Below are 21,358 nucleotides of genomic sequence, written 5' to 3'. Positions count from 1 at the left end.
ATGGGCCGAGCTAGGGTCGGACCGAGGTGAGGGCCGGCCAGTGCCCTAATCGTGTTGACCGCCCCCGGCAGGCAGTGCTGGAGTCGGCACGTGGACAGCATCCCCGCCAACCGGCGGCTCTGGAACCAGATCAGCGGCGCCTACCAGCACGAGCACGACCCGCAAATCGGCGCCACACCCCGGCTGTGGGGCATGTACTCCATCCCCGACGCGCACCTGCACGCCCTGGGCGACGTCACCGGCAAGCGCGTCCTCGAACTCGGCTGCGGCGCCGGCCAGTGGTCCAGGGCGCTCGCCGCCGAGGGCGCCACCGTGGTCGGGTTCGACCTGTCCGAAGCCCAACTCGCCGCAGCGACCCGCGCGATGGGAGCGGCCCGCTACCCGCTGGTGCAAGGCGCCGCCGAACAACTCCCCTTCGCCGCCGACAGCTTCGACCTGGTGTTCTGCGACTTCGGTGGGCTCAGCTGGGCGCCCCCGCACCTGGCCGTCCCGCAGGCCGCACGCGTCTTGGGCCGAGGCGGGCGCCTGGTGTTCAACGTCGCCAGTCCATGGTTCGAAGCTTGCTACGACGAAGCCGCCAGGCGCGTGACCACGACGCTGCAGCAGGACTACTTCGGGCTGAACACCATCGCCGAAGACCACGGCGCGACCAGCTATCAGCTCACTTACGGCGACTGGGTCAAGGTCCTGCGCGGCGCGGGTCTCATCATCGACGACCTCATCGAGCCGCGGCCCGAACTCGGGACACCCAACGGCTACAACGAAACCGACCCACCCGACTGGGCACACCGCTGGCCGGCGGAACTGCTCTGGGTAACCCACAAACCGTAAGTTCCGCCGCGCCGAGACGCGAAGGCATCCCCTCGCCGGGCAGGCCCTAGCGCGGGAGGCGTCAGCCGAAGGCGCTGAACACCGCCTCGGCGCGGTCGCCCTTGGACGGCTTCGTCGAAGGGCTCTTCGCGCTGCAGGCCGAGGACCGTGGTCTCAACGACGCGCTGGCCCAGCGGTTTCCCCAGGCCACCGAGGTGAACGACGCCTGCCGCCGCGGCTTTCGGCATGTGGAGCGGATCATCGGGCGGGCGCACGAGAGCGGGCAGCTGCGCCATGATTTCGAACCGGCGGACCTGGTCACCCTGACCTGGGCCATGGCGCAGGTGATCCGGGAGTCGATGGATGCGGCGCCGCACGCCTGGCGGCGCTGTCTTGCCTTCTGCCTCGACGGACCGCGGGCCGCCGCCGCCCGTCCCGTCGCCGTGCCGGCCCTGACCGAAGAGCAGCTCGCCGAGGTCATGCGCAGGTGAGCGGCCGCTGGCCAGATCCTTGCGGTGCATGGCCGTCTGGCCACTGATGTTGGTCCGGGGCGCGGCGGAGGATCGATGGCATGAAGATTCTCTGGGTGTTCGCCCATCCCGAAGGCCGGTCCCTCAACGGGGCGTTGCGTGACGACGGCGTACAGACGTTGCGTGAGCTCGGGCACGAGGTCCGCGAGTCCGATCTGTACGCCATGCGGTGGAAGCCCGTGGTGGACGCCGACGACTTTCATCGGGAGTCGATGGACCGGCTGCTGGTCGGCGCAGAGCAGGAACATGCCCATGCGGCAAGGAAGTTGAGCGAGGACATCGCGGGCGAGCAGGAGAAGATCGCCTGGGCCGACGCGCTGGTGTTCCAGTTTCCGATGTGGTGGTTCGGGCCGCCCGCCATCCTCAAGGGGTGGTTCGACCGGGTGCTCGTGCAGGGCTTCGCCTTCGGGCTCCAGGACGATGCGGGGCGGACCCTGCGGTACGGGGACGGCGGGCTCGCCGGGAAGCGTGCCCTGGTCGTCACCTCGGTCGGTGCGCGGGAGTCCGGGTTCGGGCCGCGCGGCGTCCATGGGCAGGTGGACGAGGTCCTCTTCCCGTTGCTGCACGGCGTCTTCTGGTACACGGGGATGGCCGCGCTCCCGCCGTACGTCGTCTACGGCGCCGACCGTCTCGACGCCGCCGGGTACCGCGCCCGCACTGCCGAACTGCGCGACCGGCTCCGCGAGCTGCCCGTCACCGCCCCGCTGCCGTACCGGCACGAGCACGGCGGCGACTACGACGACGATCTCGTCCTGCGCCCGGAGGTGGCCCCGGAGCTGACCGGCGTCGCGGCGCACCGTTCGGGGCGGGCCGAACAGGCCATATCGGCCGATCCGGCGCCCGTATTCGGGAGGCACCTGAGGCCCGCGACCCCTGGCAACGGGCGGGCGTGGAGGGCGTCGTAGGGTCGGTGCATGACCCGCTTCGAGGTAGTCACCCGTGTCGCCGCGCCGCCAGAGCTCGTCTTCGACATCTCGCTGGACGTCGATGTGCACACCGCGTCGATGGCCGCGTCCGGGGAGCAGGTCATCGGCGGCGTCGCGGCCGGCGGCATGCTGCTGGGGGAGTCCGTGACCTGGGAGGCAAGGCACTTCGGCGTGCGGTGGCGGATGACGTCCCGGATCACCGCCTTCGACCGGCCGGGACACTTCGTCGACGAGCAGGTGTCAGGGCCTTTCAAACGGTGGCACCACGCCCACCACTTCGAGCCGGACGGGCAGGGCGGCACCGTGATGCGCGACGTGATCGACTTCGCCGCACCGCTCGGCCCGCTGGGCGCCCTGGCCGAGTGGGCCGTGCTCAACCGCTATATGCCGCATCTGATCCGGACCCGCAACGGCCACGTCAAGGCGGCTGCGGAGGCGGCCCGGTCGTGACCGGGGCGCGGAACCAACCCGAGGACACCTCCGCCGCGTTGACGGACGGCGACTTTCGACGACGACCTCGACGACGACCACGCCATGTGTCTCGTCGCCGTCAGCACCGTCCCGACAAAGGCGGCCGCGGCCCCCGCACTGACCAGGGCTGACCGGCGCCGACCCGCGAGAGGAAGCAGCTCGATGGACGCCCCCGCCCCGCTGACGGACGACGACCTCGACGGGATCGAGGAGATCGCCGCGACCGCGACCCCCGGGCCCTGGCATGTGCGTCAGCTCGACGACGACCACGCCATGAGCCTCGTCGCCGTCAGCACCGTCCCCGACACCGGACACGCCGAGCGATGGCCCGATTTCGACCACGGTGAGATCGTGGCCGCCACCCTCGTTCAGCGGCCGCGCTACGTCGATGCGGCGGACGGACGCTGGGACGAGAACGCCCGGTTCATCGCACGCGCCCGCGAAGACGTCCCCCGCCTCGTCGCCGAGGTCCGCCGCCTTCGCCGACTGCTCGAAGCCGGCGGCCGCCGACCGGGCGACGGTCCGTGCGGCGACTCCTGATCACACGCCCACCGGCACCGCACTACGCGGATCCCCCTGCGCCACGTCGCGCGCGACCTCCCGGGCCGTCCTGGTGAACGCCTCGATCGCACCCGTGTCGTCGCCCGCGCGCCACACCATGCCGTAGCCGACCGGCTCCGCGTCGGTGAAGGGAACGTACGCGACACCAGGTCGCGCGTAGTACGTACCGGTGTGCGCGGGGGCGAGCAGCGCGCCCTTGCCGGCCGCGGCCAGCATCAGCGCCTCCTGCATGTTGGTCACGCCGGGGCCGCGGGCGATCGGGCGGCCGAGCGGCGTGTGGGACGGGACATGGTGTTCCAGCCAGTATTCGGGCACATCGCCCGCGATCGTCAGCAGCGTCACGTCCGCCAGATCCTCGGGCGACACCGCGTCCCGCCCGGCCAGCGGATGGCCCGCGGCGATCGCGAGGACCCGCTCCTCCGCGAGCAGCGCGGGACCGGCGCCCAGGTCCGCCTCCTCGACCGGGAACTCCGTGAGCTGGACGTCGAATTCGCCGTTGCGCAGCTGCCCGTAGGGATCGGAGAGCGGCACCTCGCAGATCTCCACGGCGAGACCGGGGTGGCTCGCGCGCAGCGCCTCCGTCGCCTTCATCACGATCTCGCCGGTCAGCGGGTTGGAGAAGCCCACGTGCAGCACGCTCTCGATGCCGCGCGCGGTGGCGGCGGCCCGTTCCAGGGCGGCCGCGATGGCCCGGTGGTGCGGTTCGAGGTCGGCGCGCAGCTGCCGGCCGAGCGAGGTGAGGGCGACGCGGCGGCTGGTACGGATGAACAGCGGGGCGCCGACGCGGCGTTCGAGGCGCTGGATCAACTGGCTGACCCGCGCGCGCGAGAGCCGCATGCGGTCGGCCGTGCGGCCGAAGTGCAACTCGTCGGCGAGCAGCAGAAAGCACTCCAGTTCATCGCGTTCCATCGGCGTTCCCCCAGGTGGATCGGATCGGTAAGCCTGGTTGAACGAACGTTGCGATCTTCGCCGTTGTTCCGCCCCGCGCGCTGATCGAGGGTGAGTGAGCCGACAACAACCCATCACCGTCGCGCAACACGCAATGGGCAGAGGAACAGAGGACATCGTCATGAGCAAGCAGAGAGAGTCAGCCGCCCTGAAGCCCCAGGAGTGGGGCGTCCTGCTCGTCCTGTGCGGCGCGATCTTCCTGGAGGGCATCGATGTGGCCATGCTCAATGTGGCCCTGCCGTCCATCCGCGCCGACCTGGGCCTGTCCACCGGAGACCTGCAGTGGGTCATGAGCGCCTACGTCCTCGGCTACGGCGGCTTCATGCTGCTCGGCGGCCGGGCGGCGGACCTCTTCGGGCGCCGCCAGATGTTCGTCCTGTGGCTCACCGTCTTCCTGCTCTTCTCGGGCCTTGGCGGGTTCGCCACCGAGGGCTGGATGCTGATCGTCGCCCGCTTCGTCACCGGGGTCGCTGCCGCCTTCATGACCCCCGCGGGCCTCTCCATCATCACCACCGGCTTCGAGGAGGGACCGCGGCGCAACAAGGCCCTGCTCTTCTACTCCGGCACCGCAGCGGGCGGCTTCTCGATCGGCCTGGTCATCGGCGGACTGCTGGCCTCGGTCGGCTGGCGCTGGGTCTTCTTCGCCCCCGTCGTGCTCTCCGCGGTGATCCTGCTGGCCGCGCTCGCCTTCGTGCCCAAGTCGCCGCGCCCCGACCGCACCGGGCAGGGCATCGACCTGGCGGGCGGCGTCACCGTCACGGCCGCCATCGTGCTGCTCGTCCTCGGCGTGGAGCGCGCATCCCACACGAGCCTCGCCGCCACCCTCACCACGCTCGCCGCAGGTCTCGCGCTCCTCGGAGCCTTCGTCGCCGTCGAGCGCCGTTCCGCATCGCCGCTGGTCCGCCTCGGCATCTTCCGCAGCGGTGCGCTCGTCCGCGCCAACCTCGCCGGGCTGCTCTTCGCCGGGGGCTTCTTCGGATTCCAGTTCCTGGTCGTCCTCTACCTCCAGGAGCTGCGCGGCTGGTCCATTCTCGAGACCAGCTTCGCGATGATCGTCATCGGCGTCGACGCGGCGCTCTCGCCCACCCTCACGCCCAAGCTCGTCGAGCGCTTCGGCAACGCCCGGGTGATCTTCGGCGGTCTGCTCCTCGCGGCGCTCGCGTACGCCCTGTTCCTGCCGGTCGGCGCGGACTGGACGTACCTGGCGATGTTCCCGAGCCTGATCATTCTCAGTCTCGGCTTCGCCCTGGCCTACGGCCCGCTCACCATCGTCGCCACCGAGGGCGTCAAGGAGGAGGAGCAGGGCCTGGCGGGCGGACTCCTCTACACCTCCTTCCAGTTCGGCGCGGCGCTCGGCCTCTCCGCGGTCACCGCCGTCAACGTCGCCGCCACCGCCTCGTCCGCACCGGCGGACCTCCTCGACGGCTACCGCGCCGCCCTGTGGGTCCCGCTCGCCGCGGTCCTGCCGGCCGCGCTGATCGCCGCCTTCGGACTCCGCTCACGGGCGGGCAGGGTGACCGCGGCCAGCACACCCGCCGAGGAGCGCGCGGACCTTTCGGCGACCCACTGATCGCCCCACTCATCGATCCACTTCACCGATCCGCTCAGCGAAGGAGCACCCGGTCATGACCACCACCAGGACCAGTGACTTCTCCACGGTGCAGGACACGTTCTCAGCCGGATCCGGACTGACGGTCAGGGAGTGGTCAGTTCGTAGAAGCCCCTGCCGAACGTGGCCGCCACCAGGCGGTGGTTCCCGGCGTCGTACTCGATGTCGTCCACCGGCACCGCGGGCATGCCACGGCCAAGGCGCGACCAGTGGCCACCCTTGCCGCCGGAGGTGAAGACGCCCTGGTCGGTGCCGATGTGGAGCTTGCCACCCCGGGCGATGACGAGGTCGTTGACCGGGGCGTCCGGCAGATTGCCCGACAGGTCCTTCCAGTGCTTGCCGCCGTCCGCGCTGCCGTATACGTGGGGCGTGGCCGAGCCCGCGCGATAGGCGGAGTGGGTGGTGTAGACGCGGTCGGGGTCGTGCGGGTCGACGACGACCCGGGTCACCCAGGGGCGGCCCTGGGCGAGTTTCGTCCAGTGCGCGCCGGCGTCCTTGGTGACCCAGACGCGGCCGTCGTCCGTGCCGACGTAGACGGTGCGGCCGTCCGCGGCCGGGGCGATCGAGGTGATCGTGCCGTAGTTGGTGTAGATCGGGTCGGGTCCCGGACCGCCGGACAGATCGGGGCTGATGGCCTGCCAGGTGGCGCCGCCGTCCGTGGAGCGGTTGAGCACCTCGGCGCCGTAGTAGAGGACCTTGGGGTCACGGGGGTCGAAGACGACCGGCGTGAACCAGTTGCGGCGCTTGAATGTCGTCTTGTCGGCGAAGTAGGTCAGCGTGTCGCCGCCGTCCGCCGAGCTGAAGCAATTCCCGTACTGGTAGCAGGCGTAGACGTTGTTCACGTCGGTCGGGTTGATCAGGTTCTCCTCGCCGTCCCCGCCGAGGTACTCGTTGAAGCCGTCGCCGCCCCAGGAACGTATCGAGCCGTTGTCCTGTGCGCCTCCGGAGATCCGCGAGGTGTCCTGCGGCGATATGGCCGCGCTGTAGAGCTGGGTGTATGGCTCGTGGCGGGCCTTGACCCAGCCGCCGTCGCCGTTCGCGTCGGAGCGGTAGACGCCGCCGTCGTTGCCCAGGTAGACGCGGCCGGGGTGGCGCGGGTCCCAGACCATCGCGTGCTGGTCGACGTGGATGCTGGTGTCGTCGGCCGTCCAGGTGGCGGCGCCGTCCTTCGACGTCATCAGCGGTACTCCGGCGACCTGTACATGCCCGGCGTCGCGCGGATCGGTCCAGATCTTCCCGAACCACCAGCCGAACGTGGACTGTGAATCGGTGAGTTTCTTGTCCGTGGGCGTCCGCTGCCAGGTGTCGCCCGCGTCCGTCGAGGCGTAGAAGCCCTCGAAGGTTCCTTCCGTCTTGTTGACGATGGCGTACGCCCGATCGCCCGCGACGGCGAGACCGATCCGGCCGACGCCCGAGCCCTGCGCGGGAAGGCCGCCGCCGAGCCGCTGCCAGGTCCTGCCGTCGTCGCCCGACCGGAAGACGCCCGAGCCCTCGCCGCCGTAGGTGCGGCGTTCGGGCGTGCGGCGGTGGTCCCACAGGACGGCGTACAGCTTTCCGCCCCGCACGATGATCTCGGTGGCGCCGGTGAACTCGTTGGCGCCGGACAGGATCCGCTGCCAGGTCCTGCCGCCGTTCTCCGAGCGGTAGACGCCGCGGTCGCCGCCGCCGTTGTAGAGGGAGCCGGCCGCCGCCACGTAGATGCGGCGCGGGTTGTCCGGGTCCACGGTGATCGCGCTGATCGCGCCGGAGTCGCGCAGCCCGGACGGCGTCCAGTGCTTGCCGCCGTCGGTGCTGCGGTAGAGGCCTGTTCCTTCGTACGTGATGCTGCCGCCACCGGGGTTGGGCTCGCCGGTACCGGCGTACAGGGTGCCGTCGGGTGCGGTGGCGATCGCGCCCATCGACTGCGTCCAGTCGTCGGGCCAGGCGGACTTGAAGGTCTGCCCGGCGTCCGTGCTGCGCCAGACGCCACCGCTGGCCGCGGCGGCGTACAGCGTGTCCGCACGCTTCGGGTCGAGGGCGAGCGAGACGATGCGCCCGCCGATGTTCGTCGGCCCGACGGACTTCCACCGGCCGCCGGTGGTGGGCAGTTGACGCGCCTGCGCGGCGGCGTCCTCGTGCGCGTGGCGCGGAATCGACTCTCCGGGGACGGTCTTCTGCAGGTAGCGGTACTCGGCGGGCGCGGCAGGACCGCGTACCGGGCGGTAGACGTCCCCCGGTGGCGTGGGGCCCGCGGCGGCCGGAGCGGTGAACACGAGCACGCCCGCGAGCGGGGCGAGGACCAGGTGAAGCAGGCGTCTGCGACGCATGGACTCCCTCTCCTTCGTCATGGCCATATCAAGCCGTGACCCTATGAGAGGGGGGTGGGGGGCCAATAGGCCGCAAGTCGGCCTTTGTGAGGGGGGATTGAAGGGGGTGTCAGCCGAGCCCGGCTCAGTGCTGTTGCGTCGCCGGCCCGAACCGGCGGCGGTACGCGGAGGGCGTGAGGCCCGTCTCGCGGCGCATCAAGGCGCGCAGATTGGCGGTGCTCCCGAGGCCGCTGCGGCGGGCGACCACGTCGAATCCGGTCACCCCTCGCTCGATCAACCGGCAGGCCAGCGTGAGGCGTTCGCCGGTGAGCCACGCGAGGGGTGTGGTGCCGAGCTGAGCCTGGAAGCGGCGGTGCAGCGTCGCCGGGCTCAGTGCGGCGCGCGCCGCGAGATCGGGCACGGAGAGCGGTGAGTCAAGCCGCTCCTGCGCCCAGGCGAGCACCGGGGCGAGGGACTCGTCCCGCACGTCCGGTACGGGCCGCTCCACGAACTGCCGTTGTCCGCCGTCCCGGTGGGCGGCGAACACCAGGCGCCGGCTGACCGCGTTGGCGACCTCGGCGCCGTGGTCCCGGCGGACCACGTGCAGCCCGAGGTCGAGGGCGGCGGCGCTGCCCGCGGCGGTGAGGATGTCGCCGTCGTCGACGAAGAGCACATCCGGTTCGAGCCGTACGCCGGGGAAGCGGGCCCGGAAGGAGTCGGCCCACTGCCAGTGCGCGGTGGCCCGGCGCCCTTCGAGCACCCCGGCCTCGGCCAGGGTGAAGGCGCCGCTGCAGAACCCGACGAGCCGGGCCCCACGGGCGTGCGCCCGGCGGACGGCGTCGAGGACGGCCGGGCGCCGTGGCACCTCGACGTCGGGCCGGTTGGGCACGATCAGGGTGTCCGCCGACTCGGCCGCCTCAAGGCCCGCGACACCGGTGAGCGTGAAGAACCCGTCCCGCATCAGGGTGCGGGGCTCGGGCGAGCAGAGCGAGAACTCGTACAAGTCACGCCCGAGTTCGGGCCTGCGCAGCCCGAACACCTCAGTGGCACAGCCGAGTTCGAAGGGATTGGAGTTGGCATCGACGATCACGACAACACGATGCAGCGGCCCGCGACGACCACCGTCATCACCATCACCGTCACCCTGAGAGGATCCTTGCGCCATGAGCTATTTCTACCACTCGCGTGATCGCTGCCGGACGGCGGAAGGTGGAGCCATGAGCAACAACGAACCCATCGCCCTGACCAAGGCCCTGGCCTCCTTCGACGCCCTGTGGAGCCCGCGCATCGTCACCCAGGTCAATGACTACGACGTACGCGTGGCCAAGGTCGAGGGCGAGCACCTCTGGCACGTCCACGACGACACCGACGAGTTCTTCCTCGTCCTCGAAGGCGAACTGCGCATCTCCCTGCGCGAGCCGACCGGGGAACGCACGGTCACCCTCCCCAAGGGTTCGGTCTTCACCGTCCCGCGCGGCACCGAACACAAGCCGTCCGCACCGTCCGGCGCCGCGATCCTCGTCCTCGAACCCACCGGCACCTCGACGGTCGGCGACCGCCACGAGGACATCCCGGACCACGTCGACGCGACGACGGGGCACCGCCTCACACCGTAGGCGGACTCAGGCGCCCACGGTCCCGTCGACGCCCTCGCGCAGAAAGTCCGCGTGCCCGTTGTGGCGGCCGTACTCCACCAGCACGTGCACCATCACCATCCGCAGCGACACCTCTTCGCCCCACCGCGGCTGATACCCGGCCAGCTCCAGGGAGTCGGCCTGCCGCTCGATGCGGCGCGAGTTCTCCACCTCCGCTTCCCAGGCGGCGAACGCCTCGGCCCTGGTCGACGCACTCGCGTCGTACGCCGCCTGGAAGTCGATCTTGTCGGACCAGACCATGGGCGCGTCATTGTCCTCGAACGGCCGCCGGAACCAGGCGCGTTCCACCTCGGCCATGTGCCGCACGAGCCCGAGCAGCGACAGCGTCGACGGCGGCATCGACTGCTGCCGCAGCTCCTCGTCGCCGAGCCCTTCGCACTTCATGGCGAGGGTCGCCCGCTGATGGTCGAGAAACCCCCGCAACGTCTCACGCTCGGTGCCGAGCCTTGGCGGGTCTGTGCGGTTGTCGCCGGGCATGGTTCGCGCTCCTCGTCTCTGCACTGAAGGCGGGCGATGGATGTCCCTTGGAATCGATCATCTCAGCTCCGCCTGGGCGGCCGCCGGAGTAGTGAAGAGCGAGTGGCGTATATACCACTCGGTGCCGAACAGCCGCTCCCGGGCGTCAGACGAAAGGCCGGCGATCACCCCTGGCAAGGCTCCCCGCTCCACCTCGGATCGGTGAGCCAGTACGGCGGCGATCTTCTGCTCCATCCAGGGGCGGATGTCGACGGTCGCGGCGATGAGTTCATCGGGAACGCTGTAGACCGCCTTCCGCGCGTCGATCACATCCCTGAGCGCCGGCACGGCCGAGTGAGGGTGAGTGGCCAGGTACAGGGTGCGCGGCTGCCAAGGGTCCCCGGCCTGTGGGTAGAGCTTGCCGAGCCCCGCGGCCTGGACAGCCAGCATGGTCACCCGATGGGTGTGCACGTGGTCAGGGTGGCCCGGCAATCCTCCGTAGGCATCGTGGGTGATGACGATGTCCGGGCGGACCTCCCGGACATGCCCCACGAGCCGCCCTACTGCCTCGTCCAGCGGCGCATCGCACAGCCGCAGGCGGCCAGGGGCCGACTGCGGCACCTTCGCGTCGGCGTAGCCGAGCATCCGCGGTCGGCCGGCGCCGAGGATCGTCAGCGCCTCGGCCAGCTCTGCGGTGCGCGATGTGCCCTCGGCCCAGGTCGCTGTGACGACCGCGGTGCGCGCGCCGGCAGCCGCGTGGCGGGCCAGTACGCCGCCCGCCGACAGCGACTCGTCGTCCGGGTGGGCGAAGACCGCGAGCAGGCTCGGCAAGGGCATGGGTGGGACACCTTCCGGAGAGGGGCTGCCGGATCGTATTCGCGCCCAGCGTCGTGCGCTGAACTATCCGCTCTTCAAAGGCGGTTGACGTCGTAGGCAGGTCGCCGAGATCGCGGTATGCCGGGAGTTGACCCGTCAACCTCGAGAGAGACGAGGCAGCCATGTGGACCGTCGTTTTCTGGAAGGCCACCGCGGAGCGCGCGCTCCGTACCTTCGCGCAGTCACTGGGCGCCGTGCTCGTCGCCGGGGCGACCAGTCTCCTGGACGTCGACTGGGAGGCGGCGCTCGCCACCGCCGCGATGGCGACGCTGCTCGCCGTCCTCACGGCGGTCGGCGCCGGCAAGGTGGGGACCGGAGGGCCCGGCATCACGGAGACCCCGACCGCCCGGCGCGGCGGGGCCACCCCCTGACCCGAGCGGCCAGTCCTCTTCCCCCAGGGTTGCCGTCAGGCGTTCCTGATCGAGCGTCACCTGTACGTCCATGCCGCGGGCCACGGCCTCGGTGAAGGCGGCGGGAGCGATGTCGTGGACGAGGAAGGCGAAGTGCAGGGTGAACGGGCGTCGGTACGGGTCCGGTTGTCCGTCGGCGTCGAGTCGAAGGTTGGCGTTCCAGGCGGCCTGGCAGAGCACGGAGACGAGGAGTCCGAGGAACTCGGCGTCGTGCAGGGCGTCGGCGTGGTCGATCAGGACGGCCAGGTCCTTCGTGTCGTGGCCGTGGTCGTGCAGGTCGTGGCGGTCGTGCCAGCCGTGCCAGTCGTGCAGGCAGTCCACCAGTGCGTCCCAGTTGTGGCCGAAGTAGCCGGGGAAGGCCAACTCCCGGGCGAAGGCGGCGAACAGGGCTCCGGGATCCACCAACTCGCGGGCATCCAGGCGGAACACGCGGCCACCGTGGAGGTGAAGTTCGTCGGACTCCGCACTCAGCCACGGGTCGTCATGGCGCGTGAAGACGACCCAGGGCGGGCGGCGTTCGGTGAGGGTGAGGGCCACGGGCTATGCCTCCGGAAGCAGTCGCCCCGCCTCCACCCGCACCCGCTCGCCCCGGAACCGCTGCCGCAGCCTGCGGTCGTGGGACACCACGACCAGCGTGCCCCGGTACTCCGCGAGCGCCGCGTCCAGCTCCTCGACCAGCGCGGGGGAGAGGTGGTTCGTCGGCTCGTCCAGGAGGAGCAGGTCGGCAGGGCGGGTCACCAGGCGGGCCAGTGCCAGGCGGCGCCGCTGTCCCACGGAGAGGCCCCGCACCGGCACGCCGAAGTCCTCCTCCCGGAAGAGGCCAAGGGCGAGGAGCCCCGGCGCGTGGTCCTCGGGCAGGCCCGGCAGGCCTGCCGCGAACGCGTCGAGGAGGGTCTTGGTGGTGTCCTTGTCCGCGATGTACGCGATCTCCTGGGGCAAGTGGCCCACGCGCGCCGGGAGTTCGACCTGCCCGCGATCTGCGGCGACCACCCCCGCGAGCACACCGAGCAGCGTCGACTTGCCCGCGCCGTTCGCCCCGGTGACCAGGGTGCGCGAGCCCGGTTCGAGGAGCAGGTGCTCGACGGCGAGGCGCTCGCCCACCGTGACGTCCGTCAGCGAAGCCGGACGTACGAAGGGGTGGTCACCGCCCTCGATGCCGTCACCGACCGTGAAGTGCAGCGGGTCCGGCGGGCGCGGCACCGGCTCGGCGCGCAGTCTGCGCAGCCGCTCGCGCGCATTGCGTACGACACCGGACAGCTGGCCCTCCACCGAGCGCTGATGGCCCGCGAAGCGCGGGCTCTCGCTCATCCGCCAGCCCGTCGCGAGGCGGTCGGAACCGCCCTCCGCGAGCCGCTCCTGGCGCGCCACCTCGTCGCTCCACCGCCGGTAGCGCTCCTCCCAGCGGCGCCGGGCCGTGGTGCGCTGCTCCAGATAGCCGTGCCAGCCGCCGCCGTAGCGCGCCGCCGACCTGCGGTCGCCGTCGACCTCGACGATCACCTCGGCGACCCGGTCCAGGAACACCCGGTCGTGGGTCACGGCGACGACGGTGCCCCGGTGGCCGCGCAGCCGCTCCTCCAGCCAGCCGAGCGCCTGGTCGTCCAGGTGGTTGGTCGGCTCGTCCAGGAGGAGGAGTTCGGGCTGCGGGGCGAGCACACAGGCCAGCGCGAGGCGTGCGGCCTCGCCGCCGGAGAGGGAGCCGAGGGCGCGTGAACGCTCCAGGTGGGGTACGCCGAGCCCGTGCAGCGCGGCCTCCAGGCGGGCGTCGGCGCGGTAGCCGTCACGCGCCTCGAAGGCGGCGAGGAGATCCCCGTACGCGGCAAGGCCGTCCGGCCCCGCCGAGCCGAGCGCGGCCTCCGCCTCGCCGATCCGCCGCTCCAGATCCCGCAGTTCGGCCAGCGCGTCGTCCACCGCGTCCTGCACGGTGGCGTGCGGCGGAAGGCGCAGCGTCTGGGCGAGATAGCCGGTGCCGCCGTCGGACACGACGGCCACCTCGCCGTCGGCGGGGACGTGCTCGCCCGCCATCAGACGGAGCAGCGTCGACTTGCCCGAGCCGTTCTCGCCGATGACACAGGCCTTCTCGCCGGGGCGCACCGAGAGCGAGACCCGTTCCAGGACGGGCCGTTCCGGATAGCCGTACGACACGTCGCGCAGGACGAGTTGACTCACGGTGTGCGCATCCCCCTCGGCTCAGGCGGGCTGACCGAACAGCTCCCGCAGTACATCCTCCATCGTGACCATCCCGGCCAGTCTGCCGTCCGAGCCGAGCACCGCCGCCACATGGGTGCGGCTGCCGCGCATCGCGGTCAGCACGTCGTCCAGCGGCGTGGACTCACGCACCTGCGCGATCTTCCGCATGTCCGGCACCCGGAACGGCAGATCGCGCGGCGCCCGGTCGAGCGCGTCCTTGACGTGCAGATAGCCGACGATGCGGCGGCCGTCGTCCACGACGGGGAAGCGGGAGAACCCGGACTCAGACGAGAGCCGCTCCAACTGCTCCGGCGTCACGCCCACATGCGCGTACACGACCCGCTCCAAGGGGAGCACCACGTCCCGGACCGGGCGGCGGCCCAGTTCGAGCGCGTCGTGCAGCCGTTCCTGGGCACGGTCGTCGAGCAGACCCGCGTCACCGGAGTCCTTGACCATCCGGGCCAGCTCGTCGTCCGAGAACGTCGCGGCGACCTCGTCCTTCACCTCGACCCTGAGCAGTTTCAGGAGGCCGTTGGCGAACGCGTTGATCGCGAAGATCACAGGGCGCAGCGCACGGGCGACGGCGACCAGCGGCGGACCGAGCAGCAGCGCCGAGCGCACCGGCTCGGCGAGCGCGATGTTCTTGGGGATCATCTCGCCGAGCAGCATGTGCAGATACGTCGCCAGGGCGAGCGCGATGACGAACGAGATCGGGTGGACCAGACCGTGCGGCACGCCGACCGCGTCGAACAGCGGCTCAAGCAGATGCGCGATCGCGGGCTCGGCGACGATGCCGAGCACCAGGGTGCACAGTGTGATGCCGAGCTGGGCCGCCGCCAGCAGCGCCGACACGTGCTGCAGACCCCACAGCACGCTCTTGGCACGCCGGTCGCCGTCCTCGGCGTACGGCTCGATCTGGCTCCTGCGTACGGAGATGAGCGCGAACTCGGCGCCCACGAAGAAGGCGTTGACGACGAGCGTCGCCAGGCCGATCAGCAACTGGACGGCGGTCATCGCTCCTCCTCCTGGTGGTCGTCGTGCAGGGGCGCGTGCAGCAGGACGCGGGCGGCGCGGCGGCCGCGGGCGTCCACGACGTCGAGCCGCCAGCCGCCCACCTCGACGCTGTCGCCCTCGGCCGGTATGCGGCCGAGCTCGGTGGCGACCAGCCCTGCGAGCGTCTCGTATGGCCCCTCGGGCGTGCGCAGGCCGACGCGGGCCAGCTGGTCGGTGCGGGCCGAGCCGTCGGCGGAGTAGAGCGTCCGGCCTGCGTCGTCGGTGCCCGCTGGGGCGATGTCGGGCGTCTCGTGCGGATCGTGCTCGTCCCGCACCTCGCCGACGACCTCCTCGACGATGTCCTCCAGGGTCGCGACCCCGGCGGTGCCGCCGTACTCGTCGATGACCACGGCCATCGTGCGCTTGCCGGAGAGCCGGTCCAGAAGCCGGTCGACGGTCAGCGACTCCGGGACCAGCAGCGGCTCGCGCATCAGCTCGGCGACGGGGAAGCGGGCCCTGCGCTCGGCCGGTATCGCCAGGACGTCCTTGATGTGCGCGACACCGACGACCGAGTCGAGGTTGCCGCGGTAGACGGGGAAGCGGGACAGGCCCGTGGCCCGCGTCGCGTTCGCGACGTCCTCGCAGGTGGCGAGGGCGTCGAGGGCGATGACCTGCACGCGCGGCGTCATCACGTTCTCCGCGGAGAGATCGGCGAGGTTCAGGGTGCGTACGAACAGCTCGGCGGTGTCCGCCTCCAGGGCGCCCTCCTTGGCGGAGTGCCGGGCGAGCGCCACCAGCTCCTTGGGGCTGCGCGCGCTGGCCAGCTCCTCGGTGGGCTGGATGCCGAAGCGGCGTACGGAGTGGTTCGCCGTGTTGTTCAGATGCGCGATGAAGGGGCGGAACGCGGCGCTGAACAGGCGCTGCGGAGTCGCCACCCGCTTGGCGACGGCCAGCGGCGACGAGATCGCCCAGTTCTTGGGCACCAGCTCGCCGACGACCATCAGGAAGACCGTCGACAGGGCCGTGCCGATGACCAGGGCCACCGACGAGGACACCGATGCGGAGATGCCCATGGAGCGCAGCGGGCCCGCGATCAGCTTGGCGATGGAGGGCTCGGAGAGCATGCCGACCACCAGGTTGGTGACGGTGATGCCGAGCTGCGCCCCGGAGAGCTGGAAGGTGAGGTTCTTGACGGCCTTGAGGGCGCCCGCGGCGCCGCGCTCGCCCCGTTCGGCCGCTCGTTCCAGTTCGCTGCGCTCGACCGTGGTGAGGGAGAACTCCGCCGCCACGAAGACGCCGCACGCCAGCGACAGGAGCACCGCCACGAGGAGCAGGAGCACTTCGGTCATCGGGTCACCTCCGTCCCATGATCGGACAGGGACCGGGGGAATGCGCGATGTCGGGTACTGGGAGGCTCGCCCATGGGCGGACGCTCACACCTTTCCGTTTGAATCTCAGTTGAATCTCAGTTGAATCGAGTGGTCCGTACATAGTAAAGGACCAGCAAAATCCGCTCGTGCGGGCGTCCGCGGACTGGGATCTAGAGGTGCTTCACCCAGCGGCTCCACTGCGGCTCGGGCGCGTACCCGGCGGCGCGCCAGGCATGCCGCGCGAGCTCGTTGCGGTCGAGGACCATCGCGTCGCCGCGGCGCCCCCCAAGTCCCAGGAAGCGCTCCTCGGCCGCGGCGAGCAGCGCCGAGCCGACGCCCTGACGCCGCTGGTCCGGGTGCACGGCGAGGCGGTAGAGGTGACAGCGCCAGCCGTCGAAACCGGCTATCGCGGTGCCGGCGATGACGCCGTCGCGCTCGGCGATGAGCAGGGCCTCGGGGTCGCGCTCGACGAGCCGGGCCACTCCGGCCCGGTCGTCGCTGATGCTCGTTCCCTCCGCGGCCTCGCGCCAGAACCGCAGCACGGTGTCGATGTCGGACGGGGTCGCACAGCGGATGTGGAGATCACTCATGGGGAGATGCAATCAAGTCGCCGTGCGGTCTGGCGACCGGTTTCCGTGCCTGGGAGCGATGTGACGCGCGACGTGCCGTGCGCCGCGGTCCGTGTCAGGGCGAAAGGCCGACGAGCCTGCCGCTGTCGTTCCACAGCGCCTGCGCCACCTCGTCCCTGCGGGCCAGATCGGACGGGTCCGGCCAGCTGAGCCGCGCGCGCCGCAGGGCGACGAGCACGCGTCCTGCCGGGGCCGGCACACCGCCGACGGCCAGGTCGGCCAAGGTGTTCGCGGCGTCGGGGCGGCTGTTGAGATCGCGGCTGAACCTGCGCAGCGGCCGGCCGACGACCGGAGTGCCGAGCAGCGCCCAGGCCGTACGCAGCGGGAACGACAGCTGCTTGGCCAGGCCTGTCCCGAAGACCTGCCCGGGATCGTAGGCGACGACGGTGCGGCGATCGTTGCGGAAGCCGGGGTGCTCGGACAGCGATCGTGCGGTGAGCACGGCGCACAGCTTGGACGCGGTGTACGCGTGCTCGCCCGCCTTGCGCGGCTTGGCGTCGAGGCCGGGGTCCCGGTCGGGGTGCGCGAGCAGTTCCGCGTCGGCGTGCCGGGGCGGCGTCAGTCCGGCGTGGTTGGCGGGGTCGTAGGTGCCGCTCGTGGTCAGCACCACGGTCGCCGTGTCCGCGAGCGCCGGAAGCAGCAGGCGCAGCAACAGGTGGTGCGCGAGGTGATTGACGGCGAAGGCCGTCTCGAAGCCGTCGACCGTGCGACGGGTGACGTCGGGGAGGACCATTCCGGCGTTGAGCACCAAGGCGTCGACGGGGGTGTCGCCGAGCCGCTCGCGGACCGTCGTCGCGAAGGCGCGCACCGAGGCGAGGTCCGCCAGGTCGAGCGGGATCCGGTCGCCTACCGCCGGGATCCGATCGCCGATAGCCGTCGTCCGGCGTGCGCCCAGGATCAGCCGTACGTCGCCCGACCGCGTAAGACGCTCGGCCGCGATCGCTCCGAAGCCGGACGTGCCGCCGGTCATCACCATCGTGGACACGCTGCCCCCTCGGAAACCGCAGGACCGGGACGCCGTTCAGCCTAGTGAAGGGCCCGCGATGTCGCCCCCGTCGCGGGACCGCGTCAGGGCCGGTTCGCGGCGTCCACCCCTGGGGGGCCAAGTAACGTACGGCGACGCCGAGGTACGAGAACTGACGCGCGGAGCAGCGCGCCGCGGGCGAAGGAGTGCAGCGATGGGCACGGCGGCGAATCCTCCTGCCGAAGGAGAGCTGACCAGGCGGCTCGGGGTGCCGGACGCGGTGGTGATCGGCCTGGGCTCGATGATCGGCGCGGGCATCTTCGCCGCGCTCGCACCGGCGGCCGGCGCGGCCGGATCCGGGCTCCTGACGGCGCTCGCCCTCGCCGCGGTGGTGGCCTACTGCAACGCCACGTCCTCCGCACGGCTCGCCGCCCGCTACCCGGCGTCCGGCGGCACCTACGTCTACGGCCGCGAGCGCCTCGGTGACTTCTGGGGCTACCTGGCCGGCTGGAGCTTCGTGGTCGGCAAGACCGCCTCCTGCGCGGCGATGGCGCTGACCGTGGGGTCGTACGCCTGGCCCGCCCAGGCCCACGCGGTGGCGGTGGCCGCGGTGGTGGCGCTGACCGCGGTCAACTACACCGGCATCCAGAAGACCGCCTGGCTCACGCGTGCCGTCGTCGCCGTCGTCCTCGCCGTGCTCGCCGCAGTCGTGGTCGTCTGCCTGACCGGCTCCAGCGCCGACACCTCGCGCCTCGAGTGGGGACCGGACGCCTCCTGGACCGGGGTGCTGCAGGCCGCCGGGCTGCTGTTCTTCGCCTTCGCCGGGTACGCGCGCATCGCCACCCTCGGCGAGGAGGTCCGCGACCCGGCACGCACCATTCCGCGGGCGATCCCGCTCGCCCTCGGCATCACTCTCATCGTCTACGCGGCCGTCGCGATCGCCGTCCTGAGCGTCCTCGGAGCCGGGCGGCTCGCGGAGTCGGGCGCACCGCTGTCGGACGCGGTGCGAGCCGCCGGTGCGACATGGCTGACGCCGGTGGTCCGCGCGGGAGCGGCCGTCGCCGCACTCGGCTCGCTGCTCGCGCTGATCCTCGGAGTCTCCCGCACCACACTGGCCATGGCCCGTGACCGTCATCTCCCGTACGTCCTGTCCGCCGTGCACCCGCGCTTCAAAGTGCCGCACCGCGCCGAACTCGCCGTCGGCGCGGTCGTCGCCGTCCTGGCGGCCACCGTCGACGTGCGCGGGGCGATCGGTTTCTCCGCCTTCGGCGTACTGGCCTACTACGCCATCGCCAACGCCTCCGCGCTCACCCTCACTTCAACGGAGGGCCGCCCACCCCGAGCCATCCCCCTCCTCGGCCTGACCGGCTGCCTCCTGCTCGCCTTCACCCTGCCCGCGGCGTCGGTCACTTGGGGCGCGGCGGTCCTGTGCCTGGGGGCCGCGGCCTACGGCATCCGCCGCGCCGTGGCGGCCCGAGGGGCGTGATGGCCCTGGGGGTTGGCCGGGGGCCTGGGGCGCACTGCCGGGCTCAGGGGGCGAGGCTCTCCACCGCGAGCACCGGGTCGAGAGGTGCCACGAGCTCCTTGACGGCGACGGCCACGAGGCGCGCAGGCACATCGTGGTCCAGCAGGGACGTCACGTACTCGATGGCCTCCGCAGGAGACAACACCGGCAGCCGCTGCCGCAGGACCCGCACAGCACGCATCCGCCCACGCCCGGCGGCGACTTCACGCATCTCATCGTGCAGGTCGTCCACCGCCGTGCGCACGGGCAACCCGCGGATGCGGGCTCGATAGTCGGCCTCCCACTCGCCGCTCACCGCCGAGACGACACCGATCCGGTGCAGTCCTCCGTCGACACGGTCGACGAGGTACGGCCCGTTGCCCACCAGCAGGAACTCCGGGTTCCGGGTGCGCACGAACTCCTCGGCCTGCCAGTGGACGATCCACACCAGCTCATGCTCCTCGGCATCCACCACGGCCATCCGCATCGCGTCCCCCGCGGCCAACTGCTGCTGGTAGTCCCGCTCCAGCTGCTCTTCGACGGCTCGAACGGCGGCTTCTCGCTCCATCACGCGTACGGCATCTCCTGCGGCCGGTGCTTGAAGGCGACGAGGGCAGGATTCGAACCTGCGTCCACCCGGAGACAGAGCCGGGCGCTCCTCCGCAGAGCTTCCTCGTCGCTGTGGCGATCATTGCCGGAGGTGTCGCGCGGGGCAACTGATTTCCGTGGGGCGGGGGTTGGTGTGGGTCAGAGCCACTCTTGGGCCGCGGCGCGTTTGCCCTTGCCGGAGAAGATTCCCGCCGAGCGGAGGGCACCGGCCATCAGGGGGTCGGCTACGGGGACTCCGTGTACGAGCTCGGGTGTCCGGCGGAAGGCGACCGGCTCGGCCGTGGGCCGGGGCGCGGTCCAGGCGCCGGCCACCGGGTCCACCCGATGCCGGGCGCAGACCGCCTCGACCAGCGAGCGTGGGCAGTCCTCCTCGCCCCGGAGCACCTCCCATGGGAGGGGAAGGTCCGCCCAGACGTAGGTGTCCGGGTGCAGTCCGCCGCCGCTCATCCGGTGCCAGTACGCCACGTCGGCCGCCATCAGCCGGGGCACCTTGCCGGGGCAGACCTCGTCCAGGATCGCCGCCTCGCCCAGCTCGTGGAGCAGTGCGAACCAATGCGCCCGGGCCGTGTTCCACGCCTGCGCGGCCTGGTTCCACGTCGACGAGTCGTCGCCGGGGCGCACGACCATCGTGGCGCGCTCCAGGGGGTGCCGGTTCCAGGCGTCCTCAAGGAGGTCGGCCACCTGGCGCAGGAAGCCGTTCCAGCGCACAAGGAGTCGAGTGAGGTCCTCGTCGGACACCGCCGCCAACACCTCGGCCCGCGGGTGCACATGGGCGACGGCGAACCAGCAGGTCCGCTCGGGCCGCGCCCGCAGCCGCCCGAACAGGGCCTCGGCCACCTCGTCGTAGACCTGTCGCTGCCGGCCGTTGGTGAAGACGCTGCGCATGTAGCCCCGCGCCGTGACGTACGCGATGAAGGCCGCCGAGTCGGGGTCCGCGGCGAAGAGTTCGTACGGCAGGGCGTGGGCGAGGGCGCCCTTGCCCGTCATGGTCAGTTCGCGGCGGCGCTGCTCGTGGATGAGCCGCGCCAGTTTCGCCTCCATCCGGCGCAGCAGCCGGAAGCGCTTGTTGTACTGGCGCTTGGAGATCTCGCCGAGACCGGCCGCGGTGCGCTCGGCGCGGTCTAGGCGGTCCATGCCGAAGTCGTTCTGCCCGTACGCGCGGCCGATGTCCTCGCCCGCCCGCCGGATCACCGCCTCGATCCGGGCCGGATCGTCCCCCGCGCCCTCCGGGAAGTCCGGCAGGTCCTTGAAGAGGGTTGCCGCGCGGGCGAGTTGGCGCTGGGCGCCGACCGGGCGGGCGAATTCCTCGCGCATCGAGGTGTAGCCGTGCCAGATGTTGCGCAGCGAGTGCTCGGCGGCCTTGGCGAGCGCCGCCTCGGTCGCCGTGTCGAGGTCGGTGCCCTGGGCGGCGTACAAATCCTGGATGAGCCGCGCCACGTCCTCCGGGCGCTTGCGCAGCGTGAGCGAGGCGTGCAGTTCACGCAGGAGGTGTTGTTCGGCTGTCGGCGGCGGCATGCGCTTCAGCCTGTCATCGCCGTGATCAGTTCCCAACTGGTTATCCCGCC

21 protein-coding genes, 1 tRNA gene and 1 pseudogene are annotated in these 21,358 nt (G+C 71.5%); 9 read left to right on the top strand and 14 right to left on the bottom strand.

Going from position 1 to position 21,358, the window contains the following annotated elements:
• Nucleotides 1-90 precede the first annotated feature (90 nt).
• From OG453_RS40855 to OG453_RS40835, 5 genes are all read left to right on the top strand, one after another.
• Nucleotides 91-831: a class I SAM-dependent methyltransferase gene (locus OG453_RS40855; protein ID WP_266873778.1), complete on the top strand. Its 741-nt coding sequence runs from the start codon at nucleotides 91-93 to the stop codon at nucleotides 829-831.
• 101 nt (nucleotides 832-932) lie between these two features.
• Nucleotides 933-1,301 (top strand): hypothetical protein, encoded by a 369-nt coding sequence (locus OG453_RS40850; RefSeq protein ID WP_266873777.1) that lies wholly within the window; start codon nucleotides 933-935, stop codon nucleotides 1,299-1,301.
• Nucleotides 1,302-1,381: 80 nt separating this feature from the next.
• Nucleotides 1,382-2,245: an NAD(P)H-dependent oxidoreductase gene (locus OG453_RS40845; protein ID WP_266873776.1), complete on the top strand. Its 864-nt coding sequence runs from the start codon at nucleotides 1,382-1,384 to the stop codon at nucleotides 2,243-2,245.
• A 9-nt stretch (nucleotides 2,246-2,254) separates the two neighbouring features.
• Nucleotides 2,255-2,716, top strand: coding sequence for an SRPBCC family protein (locus OG453_RS40840; RefSeq protein ID WP_266873775.1), 462 nt, complete (start codon nucleotides 2,255-2,257; stop codon nucleotides 2,714-2,716).
• A gap of 183 nt (nucleotides 2,717-2,899) precedes the next feature.
• The gene (locus OG453_RS40835; protein WP_266873774.1) at nucleotides 2,900-3,277 is read left to right on the top strand and encodes a hypothetical protein; all 378 of its coding nucleotides are present in this window, start codon (nucleotides 2,900-2,902) and stop codon (nucleotides 3,275-3,277) included.
• Here OG453_RS40835 and OG453_RS40830 read toward each other — a convergent pair whose 3' ends face one another.
• On the bottom strand, nucleotides 3,278-4,207 hold the full coding sequence (locus OG453_RS40830; RefSeq protein ID WP_266873773.1) for a LysR family transcriptional regulator: 930 nt from the start codon (nucleotides 4,205-4,207) through the stop codon (nucleotides 3,278-3,280).
• Nucleotides 4,208-4,367: 160 nt separating this feature from the next.
• On the opposite strand from OG453_RS40830, the gene OG453_RS40825 reads away from it, so the two are divergent.
• On the top strand, nucleotides 4,368-5,816 hold the full coding sequence (locus tag OG453_RS40825; protein ID WP_266873772.1) for an MFS transporter: 1,449 nt from the start codon (nucleotides 4,368-4,370) through the stop codon (nucleotides 5,814-5,816).
• 125 nt (nucleotides 5,817-5,941) lie between these two features.
• On the opposite strand, the gene OG453_RS40820 is transcribed toward OG453_RS40825, so the two are convergent.
• On the bottom strand, nucleotides 5,942-8,161 hold the full coding sequence (locus OG453_RS40820; RefSeq protein ID WP_266873771.1) for a glycosyl hydrolase: 2,220 nt from the start codon (nucleotides 8,159-8,161) through the stop codon (nucleotides 5,942-5,944).
• A gap of 124 nt (nucleotides 8,162-8,285) precedes the next feature.
• Nucleotides 8,286-9,230, bottom strand: coding sequence for a helix-turn-helix domain-containing protein (locus tag OG453_RS40815; protein WP_323178739.1), 945 nt, complete (start codon nucleotides 9,228-9,230; stop codon nucleotides 8,286-8,288).
• Nucleotides 9,231-9,357: 127 nt separating this feature from the next.
• Between OG453_RS40815 and OG453_RS40810 the strand changes: the two genes are divergently transcribed.
• The gene (locus OG453_RS40810) at nucleotides 9,358-9,756 is read left to right on the top strand and encodes a cupin domain-containing protein (RefSeq protein WP_266873769.1); all 399 of its coding nucleotides are present in this window, start codon (nucleotides 9,358-9,360) and stop codon (nucleotides 9,754-9,756) included.
• Between the two features lie 6 nt (nucleotides 9,757-9,762).
• Here the strand turns inward: OG453_RS40810 and OG453_RS40805 are convergent, their stop codons facing one another.
• Together OG453_RS40805 and OG453_RS40800 are read right to left on the bottom strand one after the other, a co-directional pair.
• Nucleotides 9,763-10,272, bottom strand: coding sequence for a DinB family protein (locus OG453_RS40805; protein ID WP_266873768.1), 510 nt, complete (start codon nucleotides 10,270-10,272; stop codon nucleotides 9,763-9,765).
• 57 nt (nucleotides 10,273-10,329) lie between these two features.
• Entirely contained in the window at nucleotides 10,330-11,088 is a 759-nt protein-coding gene (locus tag OG453_RS40800; RefSeq protein WP_266873767.1) for a PIG-L deacetylase family protein, read from the bottom strand.
• Nucleotides 11,089-11,249: 161 nt separating this feature from the next.
• On the opposite strand from OG453_RS40800, the gene OG453_RS40795 reads away from it, so the two are divergent.
• Nucleotides 11,250-11,498 (top strand): holin, encoded by a 249-nt coding sequence (locus OG453_RS40795; RefSeq protein ID WP_266873766.1) that lies wholly within the window; start codon nucleotides 11,250-11,252, stop codon nucleotides 11,496-11,498.
• A 255-nt stretch (nucleotides 11,499-11,753) separates the two neighbouring features.
• Here OG453_RS40795 and OG453_RS40790 read toward each other — a convergent pair.
• The 6 genes and pseudogenes from OG453_RS40790 to OG453_RS40765 form a co-directional block, all read right to left on the bottom strand.
• Nucleotides 11,754-11,966 (bottom strand): annotated as a pseudogene (locus tag OG453_RS40790) (barstar family protein); the annotation flags it as partial.
• 111 nt (nucleotides 11,967-12,077) lie between these two features.
• Nucleotides 12,078-13,703 (bottom strand): ABC-F family ATP-binding cassette domain-containing protein, encoded by a 1,626-nt coding sequence (locus OG453_RS40785; RefSeq protein WP_266873765.1) that lies wholly within the window; start codon nucleotides 13,701-13,703, stop codon nucleotides 12,078-12,080.
• A gap of 21 nt (nucleotides 13,704-13,724) precedes the next feature.
• A complete protein-coding gene (locus OG453_RS40780; protein ID WP_266873764.1) occupies nucleotides 13,725-14,738 on the bottom strand; it encodes a hemolysin family protein in 1,014 nt (337 codons plus the stop codon).
• Nucleotides 14,735-16,066 (bottom strand): hemolysin family protein, encoded by a 1,332-nt coding sequence (locus OG453_RS40775; RefSeq protein ID WP_266873763.1) that lies wholly within the window; start codon nucleotides 16,064-16,066, stop codon nucleotides 14,735-14,737. Before OG453_RS40775 ends, OG453_RS40780 begins: the two co-directional genes overlap by 4 nt.
• 191 nt (nucleotides 16,067-16,257) lie before the next feature.
• A complete protein-coding gene (locus OG453_RS40770) occupies nucleotides 16,258-16,677 on the bottom strand; it encodes a GNAT family N-acetyltransferase (RefSeq protein ID WP_266873762.1) in 420 nt (139 codons plus the stop codon).
• Between the two features lie 94 nt (nucleotides 16,678-16,771).
• A complete protein-coding gene (locus OG453_RS40765; RefSeq protein ID WP_266873901.1) occupies nucleotides 16,772-17,692 on the bottom strand; it encodes an SDR family NAD(P)-dependent oxidoreductase in 921 nt (306 codons plus the stop codon).
• 202 nt (nucleotides 17,693-17,894) lie between these two features.
• Between OG453_RS40765 and OG453_RS40760 the strand changes: the two genes are divergently transcribed.
• Nucleotides 17,895-19,166, top strand: a complete 1,272-nt coding sequence (locus tag OG453_RS40760) for an APC family permease (RefSeq protein WP_266873761.1) — start codon at nucleotides 17,895-17,897, stop codon at nucleotides 19,164-19,166.
• A gap of 43 nt (nucleotides 19,167-19,209) precedes the next feature.
• Here the strand turns inward: OG453_RS40760 and OG453_RS40755 are convergent, their stop codons facing one another.
• From OG453_RS40755 to OG453_RS40745, 3 genes are all read right to left on the bottom strand, one after another.
• Complete coding sequence (locus OG453_RS40755) at nucleotides 19,210-19,755, bottom strand: YrhB domain-containing protein (RefSeq protein ID WP_266873760.1); 546 nt, start codon at nucleotides 19,753-19,755, stop codon at nucleotides 19,210-19,212.
• Nucleotides 19,756-19,789: 34 nt separating this feature from the next.
• Nucleotides 19,790-19,862 (bottom strand) — tRNA-OTHER (locus OG453_RS40750).
• A 69-nt stretch (nucleotides 19,863-19,931) separates the two neighbouring features.
• Nucleotides 19,932-21,308, bottom strand: a complete 1,377-nt coding sequence (locus OG453_RS40745) for a hypothetical protein (RefSeq protein ID WP_266873759.1) — start codon at nucleotides 21,306-21,308, stop codon at nucleotides 19,932-19,934.
• Nucleotides 21,309-21,358: the final 50 nt, after the last annotated feature.

This window comes from Streptomyces sp. NBC_01381 (assembly GCF_026340305.1).
Lineage (GTDB): Bacteria > Actinomycetota > Actinomycetes > Streptomycetales > Streptomycetaceae > Streptomyces.
This window is presented reverse-complemented; position numbering and strand designations above follow the sequence as displayed.